At 41.2% G+C, this 24,655-nt stretch carries 17 protein-coding genes; all 17 read right to left on the bottom strand.

Going from position 1 to position 24,655, the window contains the following annotated elements; all coding sequences use genetic code 11:
- Window positions 1-368: 368 nt before the first annotated feature.
- Window positions 369-1,124, bottom strand: coding sequence for a tetratricopeptide repeat protein (locus F1644_RS19240; RefSeq protein ID WP_087421818.1), 756 nt, complete (start codon window positions 1,122-1,124; stop codon window positions 369-371).
- A gap of 53 nt (window positions 1,125-1,177) precedes the next feature.
- Window positions 1,178-2,995 carry a BatD family protein gene (locus F1644_RS19235; RefSeq protein WP_118304933.1) on the bottom strand — a complete coding sequence of 606 codons (1,818 nt, stop codon included), beginning with the start codon at window positions 2,993-2,995 and terminating at the stop codon, window positions 1,178-1,180.
- Between the two features lie 48 nt (window positions 2,996-3,043).
- The gene (locus F1644_RS19230) at window positions 3,044-3,877 is read right to left on the bottom strand and encodes a tetratricopeptide repeat protein (RefSeq protein WP_118304932.1); all 834 of its coding nucleotides are present in this window, start codon (window positions 3,875-3,877) and stop codon (window positions 3,044-3,046) included.
- A gap of 17 nt (window positions 3,878-3,894) precedes the next feature.
- Window positions 3,895-4,947: a VWA domain-containing protein gene (locus F1644_RS19225; RefSeq protein ID WP_118304931.1), complete on the bottom strand. Its 1,053-nt coding sequence runs from the start codon at window positions 4,945-4,947 to the stop codon at window positions 3,895-3,897.
- An 84-nt stretch (window positions 4,948-5,031) separates the two neighbouring features.
- Window positions 5,032-6,024, bottom strand: a complete 993-nt coding sequence (locus tag F1644_RS19220) for a vWA domain-containing protein (protein ID WP_118304930.1) — start codon at window positions 6,022-6,024, stop codon at window positions 5,032-5,034.
- Between the two features lie 85 nt (window positions 6,025-6,109).
- Window positions 6,110-7,153: a hypothetical protein gene (locus F1644_RS19215; protein ID WP_118304929.1), complete on the bottom strand. Its 1,044-nt coding sequence runs from the start codon at window positions 7,151-7,153 to the stop codon at window positions 6,110-6,112.
- Between the two features lie 26 nt (window positions 7,154-7,179).
- Complete coding sequence (locus tag F1644_RS19210; protein WP_087421813.1) at window positions 7,180-8,058, bottom strand: DUF58 domain-containing protein; 879 nt, start codon at window positions 8,056-8,058, stop codon at window positions 7,180-7,182.
- 150 nt (window positions 8,059-8,208) lie between these two features.
- On the bottom strand, window positions 8,209-9,201 hold the full coding sequence (locus F1644_RS19205; protein ID WP_027199954.1) for an AAA family ATPase: 993 nt from the start codon (window positions 9,199-9,201) through the stop codon (window positions 8,209-8,211).
- Window positions 9,202-9,641: 440 nt separating this feature from the next.
- On the bottom strand, window positions 9,642-12,098 hold the full coding sequence (gene priA, locus F1644_RS19200; RefSeq protein WP_118304928.1) for a replication restart helicase PriA: 2,457 nt from the start codon (window positions 12,096-12,098) through the stop codon (window positions 9,642-9,644).
- A gap of 18 nt (window positions 12,099-12,116) precedes the next feature.
- The gene (gene pfkA / locus F1644_RS19195) at window positions 12,117-13,097 is read right to left on the bottom strand and encodes a 6-phosphofructokinase (RefSeq protein WP_087421811.1); all 981 of its coding nucleotides are present in this window, start codon (window positions 13,095-13,097) and stop codon (window positions 12,117-12,119) included.
- A gap of 88 nt (window positions 13,098-13,185) precedes the next feature.
- Complete coding sequence (locus tag F1644_RS19190; RefSeq protein WP_118304927.1) at window positions 13,186-14,037, bottom strand: 4-hydroxy-3-methylbut-2-enyl diphosphate reductase; 852 nt, start codon at window positions 14,035-14,037, stop codon at window positions 13,186-13,188.
- Window positions 14,021-14,722 carry a (d)CMP kinase gene (gene cmk / locus F1644_RS19185; RefSeq protein WP_118304926.1) on the bottom strand — a complete coding sequence of 234 codons (702 nt, stop codon included), beginning with the start codon at window positions 14,720-14,722 and terminating at the stop codon, window positions 14,021-14,023. The genes F1644_RS19190 and cmk overlap by 17 nt, the downstream gene beginning before the upstream one ends.
- An 87-nt stretch (window positions 14,723-14,809) precedes the next feature.
- Window positions 14,810-15,640: a hypothetical protein gene (locus F1644_RS19180; protein WP_087421808.1), complete on the bottom strand. Its 831-nt coding sequence runs from the start codon at window positions 15,638-15,640 to the stop codon at window positions 14,810-14,812.
- A gap of 592 nt (window positions 15,641-16,232) precedes the next feature.
- Window positions 16,233-18,767, bottom strand: coding sequence for a zinc-dependent metalloprotease (locus F1644_RS19175; RefSeq protein WP_118304925.1), 2,535 nt, complete (start codon window positions 18,765-18,767; stop codon window positions 16,233-16,235).
- A gap of 6 nt (window positions 18,768-18,773) precedes the next feature.
- A complete protein-coding gene (locus tag F1644_RS19170; protein WP_118304924.1) occupies window positions 18,774-19,655 on the bottom strand; it encodes a zinc-binding metallopeptidase in 882 nt (293 codons plus the stop codon).
- A gap of 16 nt (window positions 19,656-19,671) precedes the next feature.
- Entirely contained in the window at window positions 19,672-21,081 is a 1,410-nt protein-coding gene (locus tag F1644_RS19165; RefSeq protein ID WP_118304923.1) for a RagB/SusD family nutrient uptake outer membrane protein, read from the bottom strand.
- Window positions 21,082-21,093: 12 nt separating this feature from the next.
- Window positions 21,094-24,612: a SusC/RagA family TonB-linked outer membrane protein gene (locus F1644_RS19160; RefSeq protein WP_158571880.1), complete on the bottom strand. Its 3,519-nt coding sequence runs from the start codon at window positions 24,610-24,612 to the stop codon at window positions 21,094-21,096.
- Window positions 24,613-24,655 lie beyond the last annotated feature (43 nt).

Here is a 24,655-nt window from a genome sequence, read left to right as displayed (position 1 = left end):
AGCCTTGTTATTGGCCCGGTTGACAGGTTATTCGAGTATGTTATTTTGCTTATTATCTGTTAAAATGTCGGTGATGATCGGGCGATAATCGGGCGACAATCGGGCGATGGCGCCTAACTGTCGCCTAACAGTCACCCTACCGTCATGTTACGGGCATGGATCACCCCGGGAAAAGGGTTGTTAGTCATCCTGTTAACTTTAGAACCTACTAATTTTTTGATTTAGTGATTTCCGATTTAGTGATTCCGACCCTCTACCCTACGATCTTTTAATCACTTAATCATTTCATACAAGCTTCCAATAATAAAGGAGCTAACTGCTTATTTTTGCAGCTATCCCCTTCACTGTACATTTTATGTATCCCGCTACTATATCTTTTCCAAATCCGTTTTAGCAATCCACCCCTCGTTTCCATCGGCCAAACGCACGTTGTACCAATCTCCTAGAGTTCCGATAACCTGTACTTTCAGTCCTTCGTGAATCACAAACAATTCGGTACCGCTATTATCCGGAGCCCCTCGTACCACCACGCTGGGAGTCATAATAATACCGCTATCCCTGTCGGTCATCCGATGATATTGTTTCAAAGCAAAGAAAATGGTCATCACGGACACCAACAGCATGATTATCCCTAAAGTGAACCAACTTTTCTTTAAAGATATGGATGTTGCATGAAAGAACAACGCTGCCATGATCAGAAATCCTATAAACAGGATGACAGACACGTACGCCCATTGATCAGCCGTGAAAGCGGTCACGAAAGCATTATACCAACGTACAAGGAAAAGTTCCGGTAATACCTTGATATTGTCAACCGTGGCCTTTTGCGCCATCGTCAGATTATACTTTATATCATTATCGCCCGGATGCAACAATAAAGCACGTTCGTAATTCAATATAGCTTTCGCAGTCTCCCCTTGCTTGTAATAACAGTTTCCCAAATTGTAATACACAGTTGCGGATTCCATGTCATCGGACAACATCTCGTTATACAAATCAATCGCTTTCTGATAGTCGCCTTCCTGGTACATTTTAGTTGCCTCCTCCGCCAGCGTCTTGACATCAGTAGCATAGGTCACCACACCGGATAAGAGCAACATCAATATTATATATATCCTTTTCATTCTTTTCAACTTTTAGTTTTTAACCTTAGTTTTTAGCTTCTAACTTTTAGCTTTCAGATCGCTTTATCCAATTTCGTGATAATAGATATACTATCCTTGTACACGTTATCCATCTCTTCTCCTTGATTAGCACCCGGGGCATAACGAGCGTACTCGCAATGATCGAGCACCTCGATAAAGCTCTGAATTAACGTCGCGTCTGCCCCCCGACGAGTCAGGTGATCACTGATATTGTCCCGATTCAATTCTGATGCAGCTATGTTCAATTTATAACTAACATATCCCCACAAAGCGTTCAATGTCTCTTGATAGAATAGCTCGGAGTTTCCGGCTTTCATCGCGACAGAGGCTGCCCGCAAACGTTTCTGAGCCATTTTGTTCGCCGTTTTACTCTTCACCCGTACCAAATCGGCATTTGCCTTGATCCGGCGACGATTAAGAATCATCCCGACCACGAAAAGTACAAAAGGAATCAAGAAACTCAACCAGTATTCCATTGTGGCGAAATACAACACTCCCTTCGGACGGAGATCGTTCTTGTGTGTCTTGATGTAGCGAATATCCTGTCCCAACATCCTGACATCTTCTTTCTTGAACGACTGTAAGGCTGCCTCCCCGGATCCTTGACTGGATTCATTTCCCTTTTCAACCCGAACAGAATACTCCTTTCCCTTCAACATCTTATAAGCCCCGGCTTGCGGGTCAAAATAGGAATATTGCACGGCTGGAATCTTGTAATCCCCCGCATAACGAGGAATCACGAGATATTCAAAAGTGACGGTTCCGGACGTTCCGCTTATATCCCTGGTCACTTTCGGATCGTACACGTCAAAATCATGCGGGAAAGTGATTTTCGGAGCCTCTAACAATTTCATGTTTCCATTCCCGCGTAACACCACCTTGTACGTCAACGCGTCATTCGCTTTCAAGGTATCTGTTGACATAGAGGTTGTCATGGCAAGGGTTCCCACCATACCGCTAAATCCTAACGGCTTTCCGGCCTCTGGTAAAGGTTTCACGGTAATCTTCACGGGTTTGCTCTTGCAGAGTACCCGGACATCACGGGAATTCCCGAAAAAGTCATCAAAGATACTACCACCACGACTCCCCACCCGTTGGCGAACAAGACAATACAACTCGTAAGGCTCTATCGTCAACGTCCCGGCATGTTGCGGGAAAAGAATCGTTTTTTGTAACACGCCTACCCGATCATATATTTTCCCGTTATATTCCTCACGTTCCAAATGAATCTGGGGAATCTTCACGTCTTCTGTCAGGAACCCGTCAAAAGGCGGGATCTTTTTCCCCTGCACATCGACCAGATTTACCCGAGCATATACTTTCAACGTGGCAGTCAAACTCTCACCCACGTAAAGCGTGTTGCGGCTCACATCCATTCGCAGGAACAAATCATCATCCGTAATCGAAGTACTTCCCCGGTTCTCAGAAACATCCCCAGAACTTTGGGTATTATTCCGAGGTTTCCCGGAACCTTTAATCACTTTTATCTTCAAGGGCTGGGACTTATACTCTTTACCATCCACGGTGATCGTGGCCGGCTCGATCGTAAACTCTCCTTCTTCCTGTCCTTCCAAAATATAAGTGTACGTGTACTCTTGATTTTGTTTCATATCGCCATTGATAATCGTGATGTTAGAAGACGTACTCAATGACGGTCCTGCCAGTAAATCAAACCCTTTTATCGTGGGAACCTGTAAGTTCTCCCCCTTGTTGTTCAACACGAAGGAAAGACGGAATTGCTCCCCGACTTCCACAACGGAAGGCGCGGATGCGATAAATTCTGTCTTTTGGGCAAATAACTTAGCCCCACCAATAACGCATAATAGCAATATGATAATGAATGACTTCATTTGTTTATCTTTTAATTCTTTATTATCTCTATGGAAAAACGTACAAAGTTACCAGTTTTTCTCAATCTTCATCTTCTTTGCCTTTTGAGCTTGAACTTTATCTTTCTGTACCTTTTCCTGTGTTTTCTTTTCATCTGCCTCCAAAGCCTCTAACAAGCGTTTGGCATCCTCTTTAGAGATTTTAGGCTGGGCCTGTTGGTCCTGCTGTTGTTGATCCTTATTCTGCTGATCCTTGTTTTGCTGGTCTTTATTCTGTTGATCTTTCTGATCTTGATCCTGTTTATCTTTATCTTGTTGATCCTTATTCTGATCTTGCTGGTCCTTGTTTTGATCCTTGTTTTGATCTTTATTCTCGTCCTTATTCTGATCTTTGTTCTGATCTTGATTCTGTTGATCTTTATTTTGATCCTGCTGGTCCTTATTCTGGTCCTTATTTTGATCTTGATTTTGTTGATCCTGTTTCTGCTTGCGGGCAAACTCCAGGTTATACTTTGTCTCTTGGGAATTCGGACGGTTTCTCAACGACTGTTTATAAGCCTCGATACTCTCATCCAACTTGTTCATGGCCAAAAGAGTATTTCCGATGTTGTGATACAACTCTCCTAATTTTTCCTTGTCTTTTTCATTCTGTGCCAACGATTGGAATTGTTGTAATGCCTCGTCAAACTTTTTCTGTTTATAAAGCGCATCTCCCAGATTAAACGCACCCTCGTATGATTTCACTTCCGCATCCAAAGCCTTACGATACTCCACTTCAGCCTTCTCAAAATCCTGTTTATTAAACAGATCATTCCCGCCCCGAATAAATTTTCGTTCCTGTTGCGCAGCCGATGGTAAACTTATAACTACAGCTGCTATCATCGTTATCAATATCTTCACCATAATGTCTCGTTTAAAATTTACCGATTCGTTCCAACACTTTTCGTCTCACTTCCAAATATATTGATCTTCAAGAAATTCTTGTTTTTACGTCCCAATACCATGAAATCCAGCAACACGAATATCAATGCCATGATCAGGAAATACTGGTATTTTTCAGCATAATCACTGAATACCCGTTCTTCCAACAATGTCTTGTCCATACGATCAATCTCGTCCAACAAGGTGTTTAATCCCACGTTCGAATTACTTGCCCGCACGAATATTCCCTCTCCGGCCTTGGCAATCTCTTTCAATGTTTCCTCGTCCAACTTGGATATAATCGGGTTACCACTCCCGTCTCTCATGTATTGTCCGGGATTTCCCTTCTCCGGGATCGGTCCTCCTTGTGCCAATCCCATCCCGATCGTGTGTACGTAGATACCTTTTTCCCGGGCAGCTTTAGCCGCGGCAATCGCATCGTCCTGATGGTTTTCACCATCCGTGATCACGATAATCGCTTTCGATGCCTCCGTGTCCGGGGTAAACGACTTCGCAGCCAAATCTATTGCCGTTCCTATCGCCGTACCCTGTATCGGGACAATATCGGTATTGATTCCAGATAGGAATAATTTAGCCGAAGAATAATCCGTCGTGATCGGCAATTGCACGTAAGCATCCCCTGCAAACACAATCAATCCCACTTTATCATCACTTAATTTTTCCACCATTCGGGAAATGGCCTGTTTCGCCGCATCCAACCGGCTGGGCTTTATATCCTGCGCCATCATGGAATTTGACACATCCAACGCGATAATTAACTCCACGCCCTCTTTTTTTACTTGTTGCAATTTTGACCCGAACTGAGGACCTGCAACCCCAAGAATGACGAAAAACAAAGCTACCAGAACAAGTATAAATTTTAATGTCTCCCGCTTATAAGATTGCAAAGGCATCAGTGTTGACAGTAATTCGGGACTCCCGAATTCAGCAATCGCTTTTTTCTTCCGAATCCTTGCTACCACGTAAAAAATAATCAACAATGGTATGATAATCAGCAAGTATAATAATTCAGGATGTGCAAATCTAAACATAACCCTTTTAATTTTAAATTTAATGATTCTAGATTTTAAATTCCGGATTGCATCAATTCACAATCTAAGATTTAAAACTTACAATTATGGAATTTTCCTCAACAACGTGTATCGCCCTAACGCCTCCACAATTAATAACAAAGCCCCGATCAAAGCAAAATAGAAATACTGCTCGTTCTTACGACTGAAATGTTTGACTTCTACTTTACTCTTCTCCAATTGATCAATCTCCTGATAAATTTGCTCCAGTTTTTTGTTATCTGTTGCCCGGAAATATTTACCGCCTGTCATGTCAGCAATCTGGGTCAATATATCTTCATCTATCTCAACCGGCATTCGCTGTAATTGCATCCCAAAGGGCGTTTGCACGGGATAAGGAGCCTCACCCAAAGACCCGACACCGATCGTATAAACCCGGATACCAAAAGTTTTTGCCAATTCTGCAGCCGTCATTGGTGCAATCGCTCCCCGGTTGTTGACTCCATCCGTCAAAAGAATGATCACCTTGGATTTCGCCTTGCTGTCCTTCAAACGATTTACCGCATTTGCCAACCCGAGGCCAATAGCTGTTCCATCTTCAATCATCCCGCTATGAATATCCTTCATCACGTTGACTAACACGGCTTGATCCGTCGTCAAAGGACTTTGCGTGAAACTTTCCCCGCTAAAAACAACCAGCCCGATACGATCCTGAGGACGCTCCAATATAAACTTAGTCGCAACCTCCTTGGCTGCCTCCAGTCGATCAGGAGTAAAATCTCGTGCCAACATACTACCGGAAATATCCAATGCCAGCATAATATCAATACCCTCGCTGTTATAGGTCTGCCAACTCGTGCTGGATTGCGGTCTAGCCAATGCCAGAACCAAAAATAGAATGGCCAAAACCCGAGCTGCAAACAACAAATGACGTAACCAGATCCGGCTACCCCGTTTCATTTGCTTGAACACCCGGATTGAAGAAAACTTCAAATCAGCATGCGAGCGTTTCTCCTTGAATATGTACCAGATAATCATTGGTATCAGCACCAACAACAACCAAAAGTACTCGGGATTTGCAAATTCATATCCAAACATATCTTCTATTTTAGATTCTATTTAATTTCTTGATTTAAGGTTTTGATTGCAAACAAATCATAAATCGTAAATCATAAATCATAAATTAATTTCCGTTATCTTTCTCCTCTCCGGTTTCCTTCTCTTCCTTTTCCGCCTTCTCTCTCGCCTCCCGCTCCTGTTGCTCTTTCAACTCCTGCTCCAGACGTTCTTTCTCATGCTCGGCTCGAATTGTATCATTAGTTTCCTGTACAAAATCATAGGCAATATCCAAATTCCGTACGTTCTCATCCTGCAACGGTTCCGCTTTAGCAAACTTCACGAAATCAGCCGTTTCAAACATATCTGCCAACTTATCCCGTTGCTTTGCACCTACCTGCTCACATTTCTCCAAAGCCTTCAAAGTCTCGAAAGAAGTCTGTTCCATCGCTGAGATACCCAATTCTCCATCCAAATAATTCCGGATCGTGTCAGTTAATTGCGTGTAATACTCTTTGGTCTTTCCACTCTGCCATAACTTCTCCTTCTTGATCTCCTCCAAAGCCTTCATGGCCAACACGTACGGAGGGATTGCCGGTTTTTCGTGATGGAAAAGACTCTTACGGGATTTCCGAACTTTGATAATCCAGACAACCAGAAGAATCACCACGATTCCCAACAATGTCCATAACAAGTAAGGTAATATCTCGGCAAATGTCCACGGGGCAGCCAAAGGCATTACAATATCGTAATTTCCTTTCTGCTGATCAACCACGAAAGTATTCACGATCAAGTGCAACGGATCGGTCCTGAGCGTGTTATTATAACTTTCCTGTTGAATTTCGATAGGCATTGGCGGAATCACGAACACGCCCGAATCAAAAGAAGTTATCACGTAACTTTCCTGCACGAGTACCCGTCCGTCCTTTTCCATGATAGAATCTCGAACTGGCCCGGATATAATCTCGATTCCTTGTGCTATCGTGTCCTTCAGTTGAGGGAATGCCACTTTCACACCCGGTTCAGCCTTCACTTTCATCCGGAAATGAATCTGATCCCCGATCATGATATAGTTTGTGTCAATCTCGGCACTATATTCCCGATTTTGTGCTTTCAAAGCACTGACACAACCTAGTAGGATAATTACGAATAGAATAATTCTATTTTTCATTTTAATTCTCCATTTTCAATGTTCAATTAATATCCAGCCCCTCTTCTCTTGAATAACGTGATCAATGACCTCACGTAATCTTCATCAGCGCTGATAGATGCCATGTCGACACCGGCATGTTTGAATATCCGATCCAGTTCCTTGTCTCGTTCGATGCCATACGCTTCGAACTCGTCCCGGACTTTCTTGTCGGATGTATCCACCCAAACACTTTCTCCCGTCTCCGCATCCGTCAAGTACATCAACCCGACAGGAGGCAATATTTTCTCTCTACGATCGTACAATTGCAAAGCCACCACGTCATGTTTCTTATTGGCAATAATCAACGGGTGTTCGAAATCGTGATCATCCATGAAATCGGAAATCAGGAAACAAGTACACCGTTTCTTGATCGCATTTGTCAGATATTGCAACGCCACAGAGATATTCGTTTCCTTGTGTTCCGGATAAAAATCCACCAATTCCCGGATGATATGCAAAATATGTGTCCGTCCTTTCTTCGGCGGAATAAATTTCTCGATCCGGTCAGAAAAGAAGATCACGCCAATCTTATCGTTGTTCTGAATGGCAGAGAAAGCCAACACGGCCGCAATCTCGGTAATCTGATTCTTTTTCAGTTTCGACACCGTACCGAAATTACGCGAGGCACTCACGTCAATCAACAACATCACGGTCAACTCACGTTCTTCCTCGAATATCTTCACGTAAGGATGGTTATAACGAGCGGTCACGTTCCAGTCAATACTTCGGATGTCATCCCCGTATTGATAGGCCCGCACCTCGCTAAACGTCATTCCCCGACCTTTAAAAGCCGTGTGATACTCCCCCGCAAAGATATTACTCGATAACCCCCGAGTCTTTATCTCAATCTGCCTGACACGTTTTAATAAATCTGAAGTCTCCACCTTAGTTAATTTTAGATTTAAAAATTTTAGATTTTAAATTCCAACCCTCTTTAATTTATGATTCTAGATTTATGATTTCCGACCGCAAATCAATGCTTTTTTAAACGTAAATCGTAATTCACAAATCGTAAATTAATCGGTCTTCAATCACTAAGGTACCTCTACCGTGTTCAAAATTTCACTGATAATATCCTCGCTGGTCAAGTTATTCGCTTCAGCCTCGTAGCTCAAACCGATACGATGACGCAAAACGTCGTGACAAACAGCACGAACATCTTCCGGGATTACATATCCGCGACGTTTAATAAAAGCGTACGCTTGTGCTGCTTTGGCCAAACTGATACTAGCACGAGGAGATGCCCCGTAAGCAATCATGGAAACGAATTTTTCCAAGCCATGCTCTTGCGGGTAACGTGTTGCAAAAACGATATCAACAATATATTTCTCGATCTTCTCGTCTAGGTAAACCTCCTTCACCACCTCACGAGCCCGCAGAATATCTTCCGGTTGTAGGATCGTGTTAGACTGGGGATAAATTTTCTCCAAATTCTGACGAACGATCAATTTTTCTTCGTCTTTTTTCGGGTAATCAATCACCACTTTCAACATGAAACGGTCAACCTGAGCCTCGGGAAGAGGATAAGTACCTTCCTGCTCGATCGGATTCTGGGTTGCCATCACCAAGAATGGTTCTTCCAACTTGTAAGTCATATCCCCGATAGTCACCTGACGCTCCTGCATCGCCTCCAACAAGGCCGATTGCACTTTCGCCGGGGCTCGGTTAATCTCATCCGCCAGAATAAAGTTAGCGAAAATCGGTCCTTTCTTCACCACGAACTCTTCTCTTTTCTGAGAATAAATCATCGTACCGACAACGTCAGCCGGTAACAAATCCGGGGTAAACTGGATTCGACTGAATTTAGCATTAATAATATGTGCTAGTGTATTTATCGCCAAGGTTTTCGCCAAACCGGGAACTCCCTCCAACAAAATATGTCCATTAGAAAGCATACCGATCATCAGTCCTTCTACCAAGTGCTTCTGTCCGACGATCACTTTGTTCATCTCCATACTAATCATATCCACAAAAGAACTCTCTTGCTGTATGCGCTCATTCAATGCTTTGATATCAACCGTATTCATATCATTGATTTTTATATTGATTTATATTACTACTTTGTCTAACGTAAATATTCCACTTCGGTTTCAATCTCCTCAAAAAGAGAATCTATATCTTCACCGTTTTCTGTTTTTCCAAAAATAGAGATTATTCCGCCAAATGTTAAAATCAAAGACACTAAATAATGTTAAAACAAATTTTAAGGTTTTCCCAAATAATTTCTAATCTCCTCTTAAAATGCAGAACATTACTAAGATATGGCCTATTTTTTAACATTTCACCTTTTCTCATGACACACTTGTTAACAGACCACTCTCAAAAAGTAAGCAAAAATCAAGGTTTTACGACTTAACAATAACCTATACTATTTTTCGACGAAACAGTCGGAACGGCCTTCGTTCCAAACAAAGATAAGAAATAAATCATGCTCAACGTCCGATACTAGCGACAAAATACAACCTAATTATAACGGGTCAACATCGAAATAAATACGCACTCCCTTACCAATGGGAGTTTTCACCAATTCATCACTTTTCTGCTTTAAGAAAGCTTTCAATTTTGACAGGGAAAGACCTTGTTCCGCCTTTATCAGAATTTGTATCCGATACATTTTTCTAACCCGGGACACATCCGGTTCTGCCGGGCCACATACCCTACGTTCCAAGCGTTCCCGCAGCAATCTAGCTAACTCGTTTGCGGCATTTCTCAAAACCACCTCATCCACATGCCTCAACTCTACCTGAATCAACCGGGAAAAGGGGGGATAGTTAAACATTTCCCGTTCTTGGGATAACTGAGAGTAAAACTCTCTATAGTTTTCCTTCCTCACCAACTGATACACTCGACTTTGCATATCTGTTACCTGAATTACCACCTTTCCGCGCTCACCTTTTCGTCCACTGCGTCCACTCACTTGCATCAACATATCATAAGCCCGCTCCTCTGCCCGAAAATCAGGAAAACCCATCAAACTATCGGCATCCATCACCCCGACAAGTTTCACCCGTTCAAAATCCAACCCTTTCGAAACCATCTGTGTGCCGATCAGCACATCCAAATTTCCACTTTCAAAATCATCGATTAAAGCCCTGAACTTTGCCTTATTACTCATCACATCCAAGTCCATTCGGGCAATCCGGACCTCCGGGAAATACTGTTTCACGTCTTCCTCGATCCGTTCCGTTCCCGGAGTACGATTCACGTAATGTCCCTGTCCACACTCCTGACACACGGCCGGAACAGCCCGCAGGCTCCCGCAATAATGACAATTCAGCGTGTTCCGGTAGCGATAATAAGTCATACTCACATCGCAATGTTTACATTTCAAGATGGAACCGCAACGGTCACATTGTAAATAAGTCGAATACCCCCGTCTATTCTGGAATAAAATCACCTGCATCCCGTTCTCCAACACCCGTTTCATTTCCTCGTACAAAACCGGAGTAAAACTCCCTTTCATCATCTTTTTACGACGATACTCCTTCATATCCACGAACAACAGTTCCGGCATCATCACTTCCCCGTAACGGGTTGTCAGTTGCACGAAACCATATTTCCCGCTTAGGGCATTCTGATAACTTTCAAAAGAAGGTGTTGCAGAACCCAACAATATTTTTGCCCCACTCATCTTTCCAAGCATTATAGCGGCATCACGACCGTTATAGCGGGGTGCCGGTTCTTTTTGCTTGTAAGAACTTTCATGCTCCTCGTCAACAATGACCAAACCCAATTGTTTATATGGCAAGAACACGGATGACCGCACACCCAACACCACGGGATAAGGATTCGTACCATTCTGTTTACGCCACATCTCCGCCCGGGCACTATCCGCCATACCCGAATGATAAACGCCGACTTGATCCCCGAAGACCCGTCGCAGACGTTTCACGATCTGTACCGTTAACGCAATTTCCGGCAACAAGTACAACACCTGTTTTCCTTGCCTTAGCGTCTCTTGTATCAGATGAATATATATTTCAGTCTTACCCGAAGAAGTTACACCCTGCAACAAGACACAATCCTTCTCCTTGTAATACCCTTGAATGTCGCCCAAAACCTTTTCTTGCGCCCCCGACAAAGCGTGTACATCCTCCACTTCCCCTTTAGATACCTCTAAACGGCTGACTTCCTGCACAACAATTTCCAACACGCCCCGTTCACACAATCCTTTCAAGGCTGAGGCCGAACTACCGATTTGCTGAATAAACTCCGTTCTAGGCAACCCCTCGACTCGATGCTCGTCGCTATAATACACCCAATCACACAGCATTTTGTATTGAGCCCTCGCCCGTTTTAAGCTATCAAGAATCCCGTCCAATTCTTCACTCGTGAACTTTCGTTTCCATCTCACCAAACGCTCAATTTTAGGCTTGAACAGATCATCTACCGACTCCTTGATTCCGATAATTTCTTTTTCCAATAAGGCTCGAACAGCAACATAGACATCCTTTCTCCTCAAGAGTTTTTCGACTTCGGCCATACATATCTCACCTCTTTCTCGAAATACTCCCATGATCTCCTTCTCTTCCCGGCTTAATTCACTTTCATCTACCAACCGCTCTTCCCAGCCGTTCACCAAACTCAAACTCGTATAACTCTCCAAGCGCATCGAAACAGGTAATGCTGCACGCATAACCTCTCCCGGTGGTGTCATGTAATACTCGCTGAGCCACAATAGAAATTTCAAATGAGAACCAGAAAGAGCGAATCCTTCCTCGATAACTCGTTCTATCGGTTTTGTTTCAAATCCGACAGGCGGATTCGTATGCAACGCATAGACAACACCCGTGTAACGTTTATTCTTAACAAATGAAACGACCACGAGCGCACCTACCGTTACCGAATGTTCATATTCTTCCGGTACCGAATAAGTAAAAAAACTTTCCACTCCCAGAGGGATAATGACATCCGCGTACAACAAACGAATTAATTTTAGATTTTAAATAGACAAGACTTCCGTAATGTCCAACAAATTATGATTTAACGGTTTTGAATTCTTGATAGCCTTGTTAAAAGGAACATGAACAATATCCTTATTCATAATCCCAACCATGATACTGGTCTGGTCATCCAACAAAGCATCCACTGCCGCCACTCCCAACGTGCTAGCCGTCACGCGGTCAAAAGCGGAAGGTGATCCTCCTCTTTGGATATGACCTAAAACAGTTACCCGCACGTCATATTCGGGATGTTTTTTAGCGATCTGATCGGCAATCGTATATGCTCCACCTGATTTATCACCTTCTGCCACGATCACGATACCACTTGACTTATGAGGTTTATAATCATGTTCTAGGTAACGATCCAAGTCATTCAAATCCGTCTCGATTTCCGGAACCAGTACAGCCTCAGCCCCCGTGGCCACGGCCGACCGTAACGCGATAAATCCGGCATCCCGTCCCATAACCTCGATAAAGAACAAACGATTATGAGCACTTGCCGTATCCCGGATCTTATCCACGGCATCCACCACGGTGTTTACCGCCGTATCATATCCAATCGTGTAATCCGTCCCGTAAAGATCATTATCTATCGTACCGGGAATCCCGACAATATGCACGTTATGCTCTTGACAGAACAACCGGGCTCCGGAAAAAGTTCCATCTCCACCAATCACGACCAATGCATCAATTCCCAATTCCTGCATCTTCTCGTAAGCTTTCGTACGTCCCTCCGGCGTACGGAATTCCTCGCTACGAGCCGTCTTTAAGATCGTTCCTCCTCGTTGAATAATATTACTCACGTCATGGGAATGCATACGCACAATATTTCCCTCGATCAATCCCTCATATCCATCGTAAATACCATAAGCCTCACAGCCATTAAAAATAGCGGCCCTCACAACCGCCCGAATAGCGGCATTCATTCCCGGAGCATCGCCTCCTGAAGTTAAAACTCCTATTTTTTTAATCTTTCCCATAAAAACAATGTTTAATTGAAAATTGGAAATTAAAAATGTTAATCTCTATACCCCCAATTCTATAATTTATTTTTTTAGCTTTTAGTTTTTAGTTTTTAGCTTTTAACCCCTCCTTTATCTCTTCCATCACCCACCTCGGTGTTGAAGTAGCCCCACTGATCCCGACACTATCGGCTTTATCAAACATCTCATCACGCAGGTCTTTCACCCCCTGCACAAAATAAGTCCGGGAATTCACCTCCCGACAAACCTCGAAAAGTTGCTTCCCGTTGGAACTCTTTTCCCCGCTAACAAACAAGATCACATCATGTCTTGCCGCAAAATCTTTCAACTGCGGGATTCGATTTGCCACCTTACGGCAGATTGTATCGTTTACTACCACGGAGGCCCTCGCATTCTCCTTCACCAACTCCACGACACGCTTGAAACCATCCAAACTCTTGGTTGTTTGGGAAAACAGAATTACCGGACGGGAAAAATCGATGGATTTCAAATCTTCCTCTTGCTCGATAATCAGCGCCTCATCATTCGTCTGTGCAACCAACCCGTTCACCTCGGCATGTCCTCTTTTTCCATAAATCACGATCTGCCCCCCGTTCGCTCTCACCTCCTCGTATGCCTCTCGTATTTTCTTCTGCAAATTCAATACCACGGGACACGAGGCATCAATCACCTCAATCCCGTTCTTCTTTGCCAGTTCGTATGAACTCGGTGGTTCACCATGAGCCCGGAACAACACACGACACGCCTTCAACCGGGCAAACTCATCATGATCTATCGTACTTAATCCCAGCTGTTTTAATCGCTCCACCTCTAAACTATTATGCACAATATCTCCTATGCAATACAATCTTCCATGTTGCAATTCTTCCTCCGCCTTGGCAATCGCATTCACAACCCCAAAACAGAAACCGGAATTTTCGTCAATTTCTACTTTCATATTTCGAACGAATGATCTTTAACATCTCTTCCACTTCTTCCTCCACGGTCATATCGCCATTATCAATCAACACAGCATCCGACGTTCTCACCAAAGGACTTGTTTCCCGGTGTTCATCTATATAATCCCGTTTCCGGACATTCGCCTCCACTTCTTCATAAGTCACTTGTTCTCCCTTCTCGATCAGTTCCTTGTAACGTCGTTGAGCCCGTACTTCAGGACTTGCCGTCATAAAGAATTTCACCTCTGCGTGAGGGAACACAACACTCCCAATATCCCGTCCATCCATGATTACACCACCCTCTTTTGCCATCTCCCGTTGTTTCTCAACAAGCAACTCCCGCACGTAAGGCAATGCGGCGATCAAACTCACGTTATCAGAAACCTCTAATCCGCGAATGGCCACCTCTACATACTCGCCATTCATGTAAGATTCATAACGTTTTTTTTCCTCGTTATATTTAAAACCGAAAATAATTGTCGGAAGAACTTCTTTCAATTTTTCATCATCCACGTTCCCGTTTCGGATTAATCCTTCACGCATTGCTTTCAACGTCACGATCCGGTACATGGCTCCCGTGTCAATATACGTGTACCCCAAACGTGCAGCCAGTATTTTGGATACCGTGCTTTTTCCCGTAGAAGAATGGCCGTCAACGGCAACAATCAAACCTTTCTTTTCCATTTTCAATTTTATCTGTTCAGATTGCGAAGATACAAAAAAAGGGAGTAATCATGACGATCACCCCCTGCTATATTTTTGTTACAAATTCTAGTTTACCAACTGCAACAATTTCTTTGCCTTCTCCATCATGGTCTGGTTAGAAGACTCTTCTGCCAAAGAAGTCGCAATCTTAGCATATCTTTTAGCAACATCCTCAAAACCACATTTGTTAGAGATCAAAGCATAATTATAAAGGGCATCAAAATCTTTCTTTGACTCGACGGTTTTACCTGCCCACAATTGAATCACCTTCAAACGGGAAACATCATTCATGATCTCCAACGCACCATCGGTGATCTCCTTGATCATCTTCCTGTTCTCGGGGAAATAACGGAATAATTTTCTAGCTTTGTAGAAATAATCTTCTGACTTACGCTCTGCCCGCAATTGCTTGATGTAAAAATAGTCAGCCACCACGTCATAATGCTCGTAACCGCTACTCTTCAAGAAATCCAGATACTTGTTATACTCGATCTTGTTACTGTTGTAGTATTGTTCCAAATGACCGACAAACACGTTATCCAACTTCTGAAACACATCATCTTTCGAGAAGTTCTGCATGAACTTGGACTGATTGTTAAACAAATATTTAATCTGGGGAGCATTCACATCATCCACGTAATCCCGGATGATTGACCAGTTATAATCCTTCAAGTAGTCCGCCTCCTTCTGAGTCTGAAAATACCTGTTCACAACATCACGATTCGGCTTCCCTTGGTTTTTCAACTCTCTCAGAAGTTGAATTGTCGTTTGGGGGTCCGCAGGATTCGCCTCGAACTTCTTCACTAAATTATCCAATGAATCCATCTCCTTCTCGTGAGCTTGCACTCCAACAAGATTGAATAATAAAACACCTACGATTAATACAATTTTCAACATAATACTTGATACTTAAATTTGAACTTACACCCATATAACACCTTTAGGAGCAAAAAGGGTGACTCAAAAGTCGATTTTAACTTAATATTTAACATGAATTAATTATTTTACTTACAAAAACGAATCAAATCCCCCCTTTAAATAAAAATTTATAACCTTCTCATTCTTTTTCTCTCTAATCCGTGAAATATTTAATATTTACGGTGTTATATACGGACTAAACATATTGTATGTTTCACCCGAATCCCTCTTTTTACATGAGAATCACTTAAATTTTAACAATCTTAATTTTCAAACACTCCACACTGATACAGAAATGAATGTTTTGTTCAAATTTATCTATAAATTGGATGCCAATATTAACCTACCTCTTTTCCTCGACAAATTCGTCAACACGTAATATCAATAAAATCCTCGGAAATCATTGGAAACTAATTTTTCTGATTGCTCCTTTTTAATCAAAAAAATTAATACATATAACCGTTCCATACACTTGATTTTAAGAAAATTTCAAAGGTATGACTAGACAACGGAAAATGGTATTAGCGAGATTGACCAAAAATTTAACTTTTCAATCAATCTCGTCCTTATTCTAATTCTCGAAAAACTTCGATACCTCGAAATACAAATTACGATAATGTGCCCGTGTATCCCGGTCTCCAGAATTCATTACTCGTTTTAGTAATTTATAAACTTTTTCCAACTCATAATGATAAACAGCATTCGCCACTATTCTCGTGTCAGAACCATCGACTGGACTCATAGCCATACGTTCATGCAAATGGCTTGTCGAACAAGAACATATATCAGTATGATCACCTTCAACCAAAGAACGTCGTCCTTTCTCTCCCGTGATCCCTTTTCCCTCGGCCATCATTAATGACAAGATGTAATTGTACTGCATCACCCGTTCGTAATGATTAAGATCCTGACGTTTTAGCGTTGGTTCCATCACCAGATTATAAACATCATCCATATACTCGACTGGCGTATAAGCATCTTGACCATCCTGTTTTTCCCATACTGAAAGATTCGATAATATACCACTTGACGTTAAAGAACCAACAACCAATCCCATATACTCAGCCACTTTTGTATTCCCGAATGAGAAATTTCGTTCTATTTCGGGTTGACAATACCAATCTGGAAATGCCCGTAATTGTTCTAATACAAAAGCTAATGCTTCCTGTTGTTTTTCCTTGCTTACGAATTTATAAGCTTTCTTTTGATCACCCATAACCGGAGCATCCAAATAAACACCTCCCAAATAAACGAGAATATGTTCAATATACCTCCTATATTGACTGAATATTTCCCGATAAAGTTCTTCTGGCTTCTCAAAAGTCACTCCTTCATCATACGTCCATTCTAACAAATGGCTCGTAATATATTTCAAGTTTTCAATCCCGTAACGATTAGCTTTCATACAATCATTACCCAAAGATTCAGATAAAGCAGACGGGTCTACAATCGAAAACAAAGAAAACTGCTGAGGTCCATAATGATACATTGGATCATCTTGCTTTTCTTGTATCCATTTATTCAGAATCGGACGTTCTGCCTCTGGATTCTCTACTGCAATAGGCGCATATCCCCATTTTATGGCGTATTTATCATAAACTCCCAAAAGTGGGGGAAGTAAATTTACACCTTCGTCTCCCGGTTGCGCCACATAATTAAAACGAGCGTAATCCATGATAGAAGGAGTTGTTCCATATTTCCGAGTAAATGTCACGGAACGCAAAGAATCTACCGGGTAAGCATAAGATGCCCCCATATTATGCATCAATCCAAGTGTATGACCAATTTCATGAGCTGCGACATACCGCAATGCTCGCCCCATCGTTTCCTCGTCAAACACTTTTGCCCTCACTTTAGGGTCAACCTGAGCTAATTGAACAAATTGCCAGTTATGCAACAACTTTATCACGTTATGGTAGAATAATACATCAGCCTGTATGATTTCTCCCGAACGAGGATCAATCCAAGCCGGCCCCATTGAATTGGCTGTTTCTGTAGTAATATAACGATAACACGAGTAACGAATATCATCCGGATCAAAATTCGGATCATCCACCGGATAATCTTTAGCTACTATCGCATTCTTAAAACCAATTTCTTCAAAGGCCGCTTGCCAATCTTCAACCCCTAACTTAATGTATTTTCTCCATCGTTCCGGAATAGCGGGATCAATGTACCACACGATCGGCTTCTTCGGTTCCACAAGTTCTCCATTACGATAGCGCTCCACATCCTCATCTTTAGGCTCGATTCGCCATCGTTGGATATAATCTACTTTTTTCAACTCGTCCACCTTTTCCGTATAAATATGTTTTCGTAACGGGAAGTACCCGATTCGGACATCAGATATACGCGGTCTCATAGGCTCATCCGGTAACAGAATGATCGAACGAGTCATAATAGCTGTAAAAGGATAATCATCAACGGTATACACTAACCGACTTTTAATGTTCAGATTTAAAGGAAATGATTTCACTTCTAATATCGTCGATTTATCACTAGAAAAACTCCCCTCCAAAGGATTCTCCCCAAGAATAAAACTCAACGGGGTTCGCGGTTTAAAAGGACTTAATTCTTTCTGGTCCGAACAAAAGAAAAAAGAAACATCAATCACAATTCCGGTAGAATCTGCATTCTCACACACGATTTTAAAAGCCTCCATTATTGGCTCGACATTATTTCTTTGCAATGATTGATAAATCGGGGACATCGGGTCGCATTGATTCAACGGACTCAACCGATGTAAATACACTTGTTCATCATCCCGTGTAAATTTCACCAATAACGGATGAAGAGGCATTTCTCCTCCCGACACGTCGGTATTATTACTTGTAGCCGTTACCCGTGAAGAAAGCAACATTTCCTTATCCAACAAACATTGAGGTATTTCAAAATACACTTTCTGTTTTTTCTTGAATATTTTAAACATCCCTTCATGCACCTCCGCATCTTTTAAAATATCGGCATAATTACTAGCACCCACCGCCGAATCCTGCTTGGTTGTCACGGGACTCAACTCTCCCAACTTTTTGCCAAACAACTGAGCTTCACTAGTCTTTGCCAGTAATAAACCGGCAAAGATTAGTATTCCTGTCCTTACATTCATTCTTGATTATTTAAATTGTTTATTTCCAATAGCAACAAGATCAATCTGATATTTCATTTTAAAATAATTTACCAAGATGTCATATTTATCTTTCAATTTACTATGAGCATCTAGCACGGGTTTTAACTCTTCATAAGGAACCGTCAGAATTACTCCCATAAAATCTTTAAAATCACCTTCTTTATTAGGTGTCACCAATGAATAAGAATTTGAAGGATCTCTATACCAGAAACCATAATCTCTTACATCCACATCAGTCACACCCTCATTTTCCGGTAAATATTCCAAAAACGATTGATAATACCCTTTACTCACTTCATAAAAACTCTCCGGAACTTGAATAATACCATTTTGTAATAGATACTCTTGCCAGAACACTCCGTTAGTTGACTCGCGCATGCTTCTCAACTCTTCTTCTGATAAATTCTCTACCCCTTCCCGTATTTTTCCTAAAGCCAAATAACTAAGACCTGCTAAGGCCGCATTATCCTCCAGTACACCCCAATTCATCCGGCCCACTTGTTTTCCAATCAACAATTTCAATGGAAAATACTTCTTTTTAAAGTCTATATCATAGATATTTAAAAATGTCTTTTCCAACATAGAAAACCCCTTCATCAAAACTACTCGGTCTTCTTGTTTTGTCAGATAAACATTTTTTGCTAGTCCACTCATGTTCCACTGGTAATCAATCGTATCGTAATCAACCATAATAATTGATCCGTTCTCTTGATAAAATTTATAAATATATTGATCGACCGCATCCCCTCCTTCCTTCAATTCATAAGGAATATCTCCCTTCGTCGTATGAATGTCATTCTCATCATAACAGGCTGAAAATCCCATACCTAATACAATGATTAACGATAGTAATTTATTTGTTCTCATCCTATTCTTCTTTTAATTATTGTACAATAACCCCTTTTCTCTCCGGACGATTGATATTCTCCAGATTATAGTCAAACTCTTTTACTTCCACAGGTAAAGGTAACGTATACGCTTTATCGTTTTCTTCAAGCACGAATTTCTCTTTTTGAGAACTGTTCACGTCTGTCGTGTAAATATGCTCTATCCTCGGCCGATCCCAGCGCCGAAGATCAAACCAACGATGTTGCTCAAAACACAACTCGAAACGGCGTTCCTGCCGAACCAACTGAATAACATCCGTTTTTGTAGAAACTGTTATAGGCACCTCTGTCTCAAAACGATATTTTCTAAGATGTACAATATCATCTAAGGCCAAATCCGTATGTCCTAACTCCGCATTAGCCTCAGCTCGATTTAAATAGGCCTCTGCCGTACGAAAAGCAAAGCCATATACTCCTGTATTTGCAGCTCCTTTTCCAACAATCAAATCACCCCAATCATCTTTCACATAAGTCCGTTTTCGGGCATCATTTGCATGAAACGAATTATAAAATGCCATTGAAACAGGAAAACACCCACGATATGCAGCACTAAGATAATTCACTTCATAATCACCATACGTCCAAATAATTTCAGGATTTTCTTTTGTAAACACATAATCTTCTTCCGTTAATGTTCGAATATCATATAAAGCTGAATTTATCGTTAAAACTTTATCCGCATAAGAAATGGCTTGTTCATAATCCTTTTTGTATAAATAAAATCTGGAAGCTAGCAAATAAGCAGCACCTTTTGATATCCGAAAAACCGTTTTCGTATAATCCGTGGTTTCAAGAAGGTGAATTGACTTTTTCAGGTCGTTTTCGATCAATTCGTAAGAACGTGCCAATGTTTCCCGTTTATATGTCCGTTCCCTCACGCTATGCTCATAATTAAAGGGTATACCTAAAGCTTTATCAGCCGATTCTTTCTCGTAAGGTTCCCCGTACAGATTTACTAGCATGAAATAACAATATGCACGTAAAAAATAAGCTTCCCCTAGCAGATCATCTTTATCGCTCTGCGTTCCTTCCGCATCATCCAACAAATCAATAACATTATTAGCAATAAGAATCTTACTATAATACGTTTCCCAAGCATTATCCGCATTCAACGCCCCGGTAAAACGATACTCCGGATTCGGTTGCCAACAAAAATAACCATACCCATCCCCCCGAATATCTGACTGCATAACGGGCCAGGTATTCGCTTTTTCTTCAACATCATCCGTCATAATATCCAAATACGTATGAATCGACGTATTATTTCGGATATACCCCTCCCCAAACAAAAATTCACTATAGTCCTTTACCGTTTTAGGAATAATTAGGTCTTGAGAACTCTCTTCCAGAAAATCTCCACACGAAGAGAAAAGTACTACAACTATTATATATATCAATTTCTTCATAACAGTCTCGTTTTAAAGTGAAATATTTAATCCAAAAGTAAAACTCTTCGTCGGAGGTACTGTTCCGGATCCCAAAGTCATCTGTTCCGGATCCTGGCCTCGTAATTTCTTATTAGCCCACAACCAAAGATTCCCAGCCTCTAAACGCAAACTAACCCCAGACACTCCGATGTGTTTATAAAGATGTTCCGGCAAATTATAACTCAACGAAATATTTCTCATCCGTAAGAAATCACCTGATACCACTCGTAGATCCGCATTATTATACATCTCCCACATATTACTAGATATAGTATATTTCCGTTCCATATCAGAATAAGCCAAGCTCAAATCAGACAAAGCCGGGATATTTGTATTTTCATTTACACCTTTTCTCCAACGGTGTACAAACTCATCCGACATATTTTGTTGTGGTAAAGGCAACATCTGTCCTGTCGACTCATATAAATTATTCAATCGAACTTTTTTACCCACAGAGAAAGCAAACAGTGCATTCAGTGTAAAACCTTTAAAACTGAAATAAGTGGAAAATCCTCCGTTAAAATCAGCCACTCGCTTCCCGGAATAAGTAAATGCTTTAGCAAACATTTCCTCTTTCGAGATCCCGTCCGGCTCATCTATATCTTTAAATTTCGGTAATCCCTCTTCATCCAAACCATCAAACTTATAGGAATAAAAACCATCCAGAGGTTTAGACTCCATGATCAAATTTCCTTGTAAATAATCTTTATAATCATAAGTCTGTGTCTGATTTTTACTAGTTACTTTATTATAGTTCTGATACATATTCAAAGAGAGTCCCCATGTAAAATCCTTCGTTTTTATCGGAGTTCCATTTAACGTAAATTCCCAACCCTTATTTTCCACATCACCCCCGTTAATTGAAACATCTCTTTTACCGGAAACCATTGAAACTCGTTTGGTTATAATCTGATCTTCACCTTTTTTCAAATAATATTCAGCATAACCACTGATTCTATTATTCAAAAATGCAAACTCTAAAGCTAAATTATAAGATTTTGTCTTTTCCCACTTCAAATATGGATTCTGAAGTTTATTTAAAGATGACATATATTCTTTAGAAACATCATCCATTCCACTCATGGACACGATCAGATCCGGAGTCTGGTCCGAATGTACATTACCTTGTACCCCGTATGATCCTTTCAATGCCAATAAATTCATCCATTGAACATTACGAAAGAACACCTCGTTATGAATATTCCAACGAACAGCAGCAGACCATACTGGCAAGAATTTCGTACTCTTATCCTGTCCAAATTTATTGGATCCATCGGTACGGATATTAAAATTAGCCGTGTAACGGTCATCATAAGTATACGTAAAAGTCCCATAAAAAGAAACTACATTAGTCAAACGATCCACCACCACATCCGGATTAGCCATCAACCATTCGTTATACAAAGGCCATTCTGCCGCATTAATAGCAACAAATTTCTTACCTCTATCCGGCAAATATCCACGTTGCACAGTAGATATTCCATCATATTTTACAGAACGAGCTTCTGATCCCACATTCACGTCTATTTCGTGCGTTTCGTGCAATCTTTTGAAATAATTGAATCCAGCCCTTACCGTGTATGTAGATGATAATGTATTATCATTTTTCAATTCCCCACCATAAGGTAAACGGCACCTAGTCTCAACAAAATTACGATCGGTCGGCAATTCATCACCATAATTCACACCCCGTAAATCCGCAATATAATATGATTTCTCGTTTGCCCATTCAGAATCCTTCGTATTAGCTTTTGATAGAGAAAACACTCCGGAGAATGTTAATCCTGACAATATTTTATAATTTACATCTACCATGAAATCAATTGTCTGATTCTTTATCTTTCGACCGGTATTATCTCGTTCATTAAGGATATTATAATTCAAGATAGTTTCATAACCCTCTGTTTTATTATAGAATAAATAAGATCCATCCTCATTATAAGCGGGAATCGCACGAGAAGTATTATAAGCATAACCATATGGATCGATAGAACCATGCAAATATTTCTTTGTTGCCGCATAAGCCCTCAAAGATAACCCGACATTCAATCTTTTACTCAATTCTAAATTTAACTTCAAAAGAGCATTATAATTCTCCACATCAGAACCTTTCACCACGGCATTTGTATTTGCATATCCTGCAGAAAAATAATAATTCACAAACTCCGAACCTCCCGAAATTGATAATGAATGTTTATGAGACACGTCCGTTCTAAAAAGCTCATCGTACCAATCAGTATTCACCTTTTCAAGATCATACACCCGATCCACAAATTGTTCTTGAGTAATCCGTTTTGCATACAAATCATACAGAGCTCCCTCATAACCGATATTAGAAGGTTTTATTCCGAACGTCAATCCCCTCTCTTCAATCTCCTTAGACACATCTATTCTTTCTTTGGAATTCATCCGATTCAAATTATTATAACTCGGCCTCAAACTAATTCCCACATTACCAGAATAATGCACTGTTGGCTTTCCATATTTACCCTTTTTTGTCGTGATCACAATCACACCATTAGCCGCTTTCACTCCATATATAGCCGTGGCTGACGCATCTTTCAAAACATCTATACGATCAATATCTTCCGGATTAATACTGGCAATTGCATTACCGATCAAATTCACGTTATCCAAACTGTTCAACTCTTCAGCAGAAATAGGCACCGGATCTTCTAAAATAATTCCATCTACCACCCAGACCGGTTCCCGATTTCCAGAAATAGAAGAGGCACCCCGGATTCGTACTTTCGGGGCTGCACCAGGAGTTGAAGTCGGATTGATAATATTCACTCCTGCCAATTTTCCCTGTAACATATTATCAATCGAAATAGCAGCACCTTCTTGTAACTCAGATCCCTTCACGCTGATCACGGAACTGGCATTTTTACGTTTATCAATACGTTGATACCCGGTAATAATAACCTCATCCATCGTATTTACTTCCTCCTCCAGCACCACATTAATCGTATCTTTACCCACATATTTCACCTCTTGTGTCTTCATTCCGACAAAAGAAAATTGAAGGACAAAATCTTTCTCTCCTTGGGGAATAGCCAACTTATAACTGCCATTCACGTCTGTAGCCGTCCCAACAGATAACCCTTTGAGCATCACTGTTACACCCGGAAGAGGCCCCCCGCTTTTATCTGTCACTCTCCCCGTGATCGTTCTTTGTTTTGCCTCTCCATTTCTCTGCTCCATTTCACTCAAATTACGGATCACAATTGTCTGGTCCACGATCTTATACCCCAATCTCGTCCCTTTTAAACAAACTTCCAATATTTCCTGAACGGTCACATTTTTCAGCTCAACCGTTAAGTTATCTACTTTAACTACATCTTCATGACTATAAAGGCAAGTATAGTCACTTTTTGATTCAATCATCTTTAAGACTTCCACCAAAGAAACACGAGTCACATTTACGCTTAACAATGTCTCTTGAGACTTCACCACGGCATTCACTTGAAGCACCGTAAGCAACATAAATAACATGAAAAATTTCATCATAAGACAACATTTTCTCAGGCCAGAACACCAGCCCTTGCATTTG

The organism is Butyricimonas paravirosa (assembly GCF_032878955.1).
GTDB classification, from domain to species: Bacteria; Bacteroidota; Bacteroidia; order Bacteroidales; family Marinifilaceae; genus Butyricimonas; species Butyricimonas paravirosa.
Note: the sequence above shows the minus strand (reverse complement) of the source record. Positions and strands in the feature narration are given on the sequence as shown.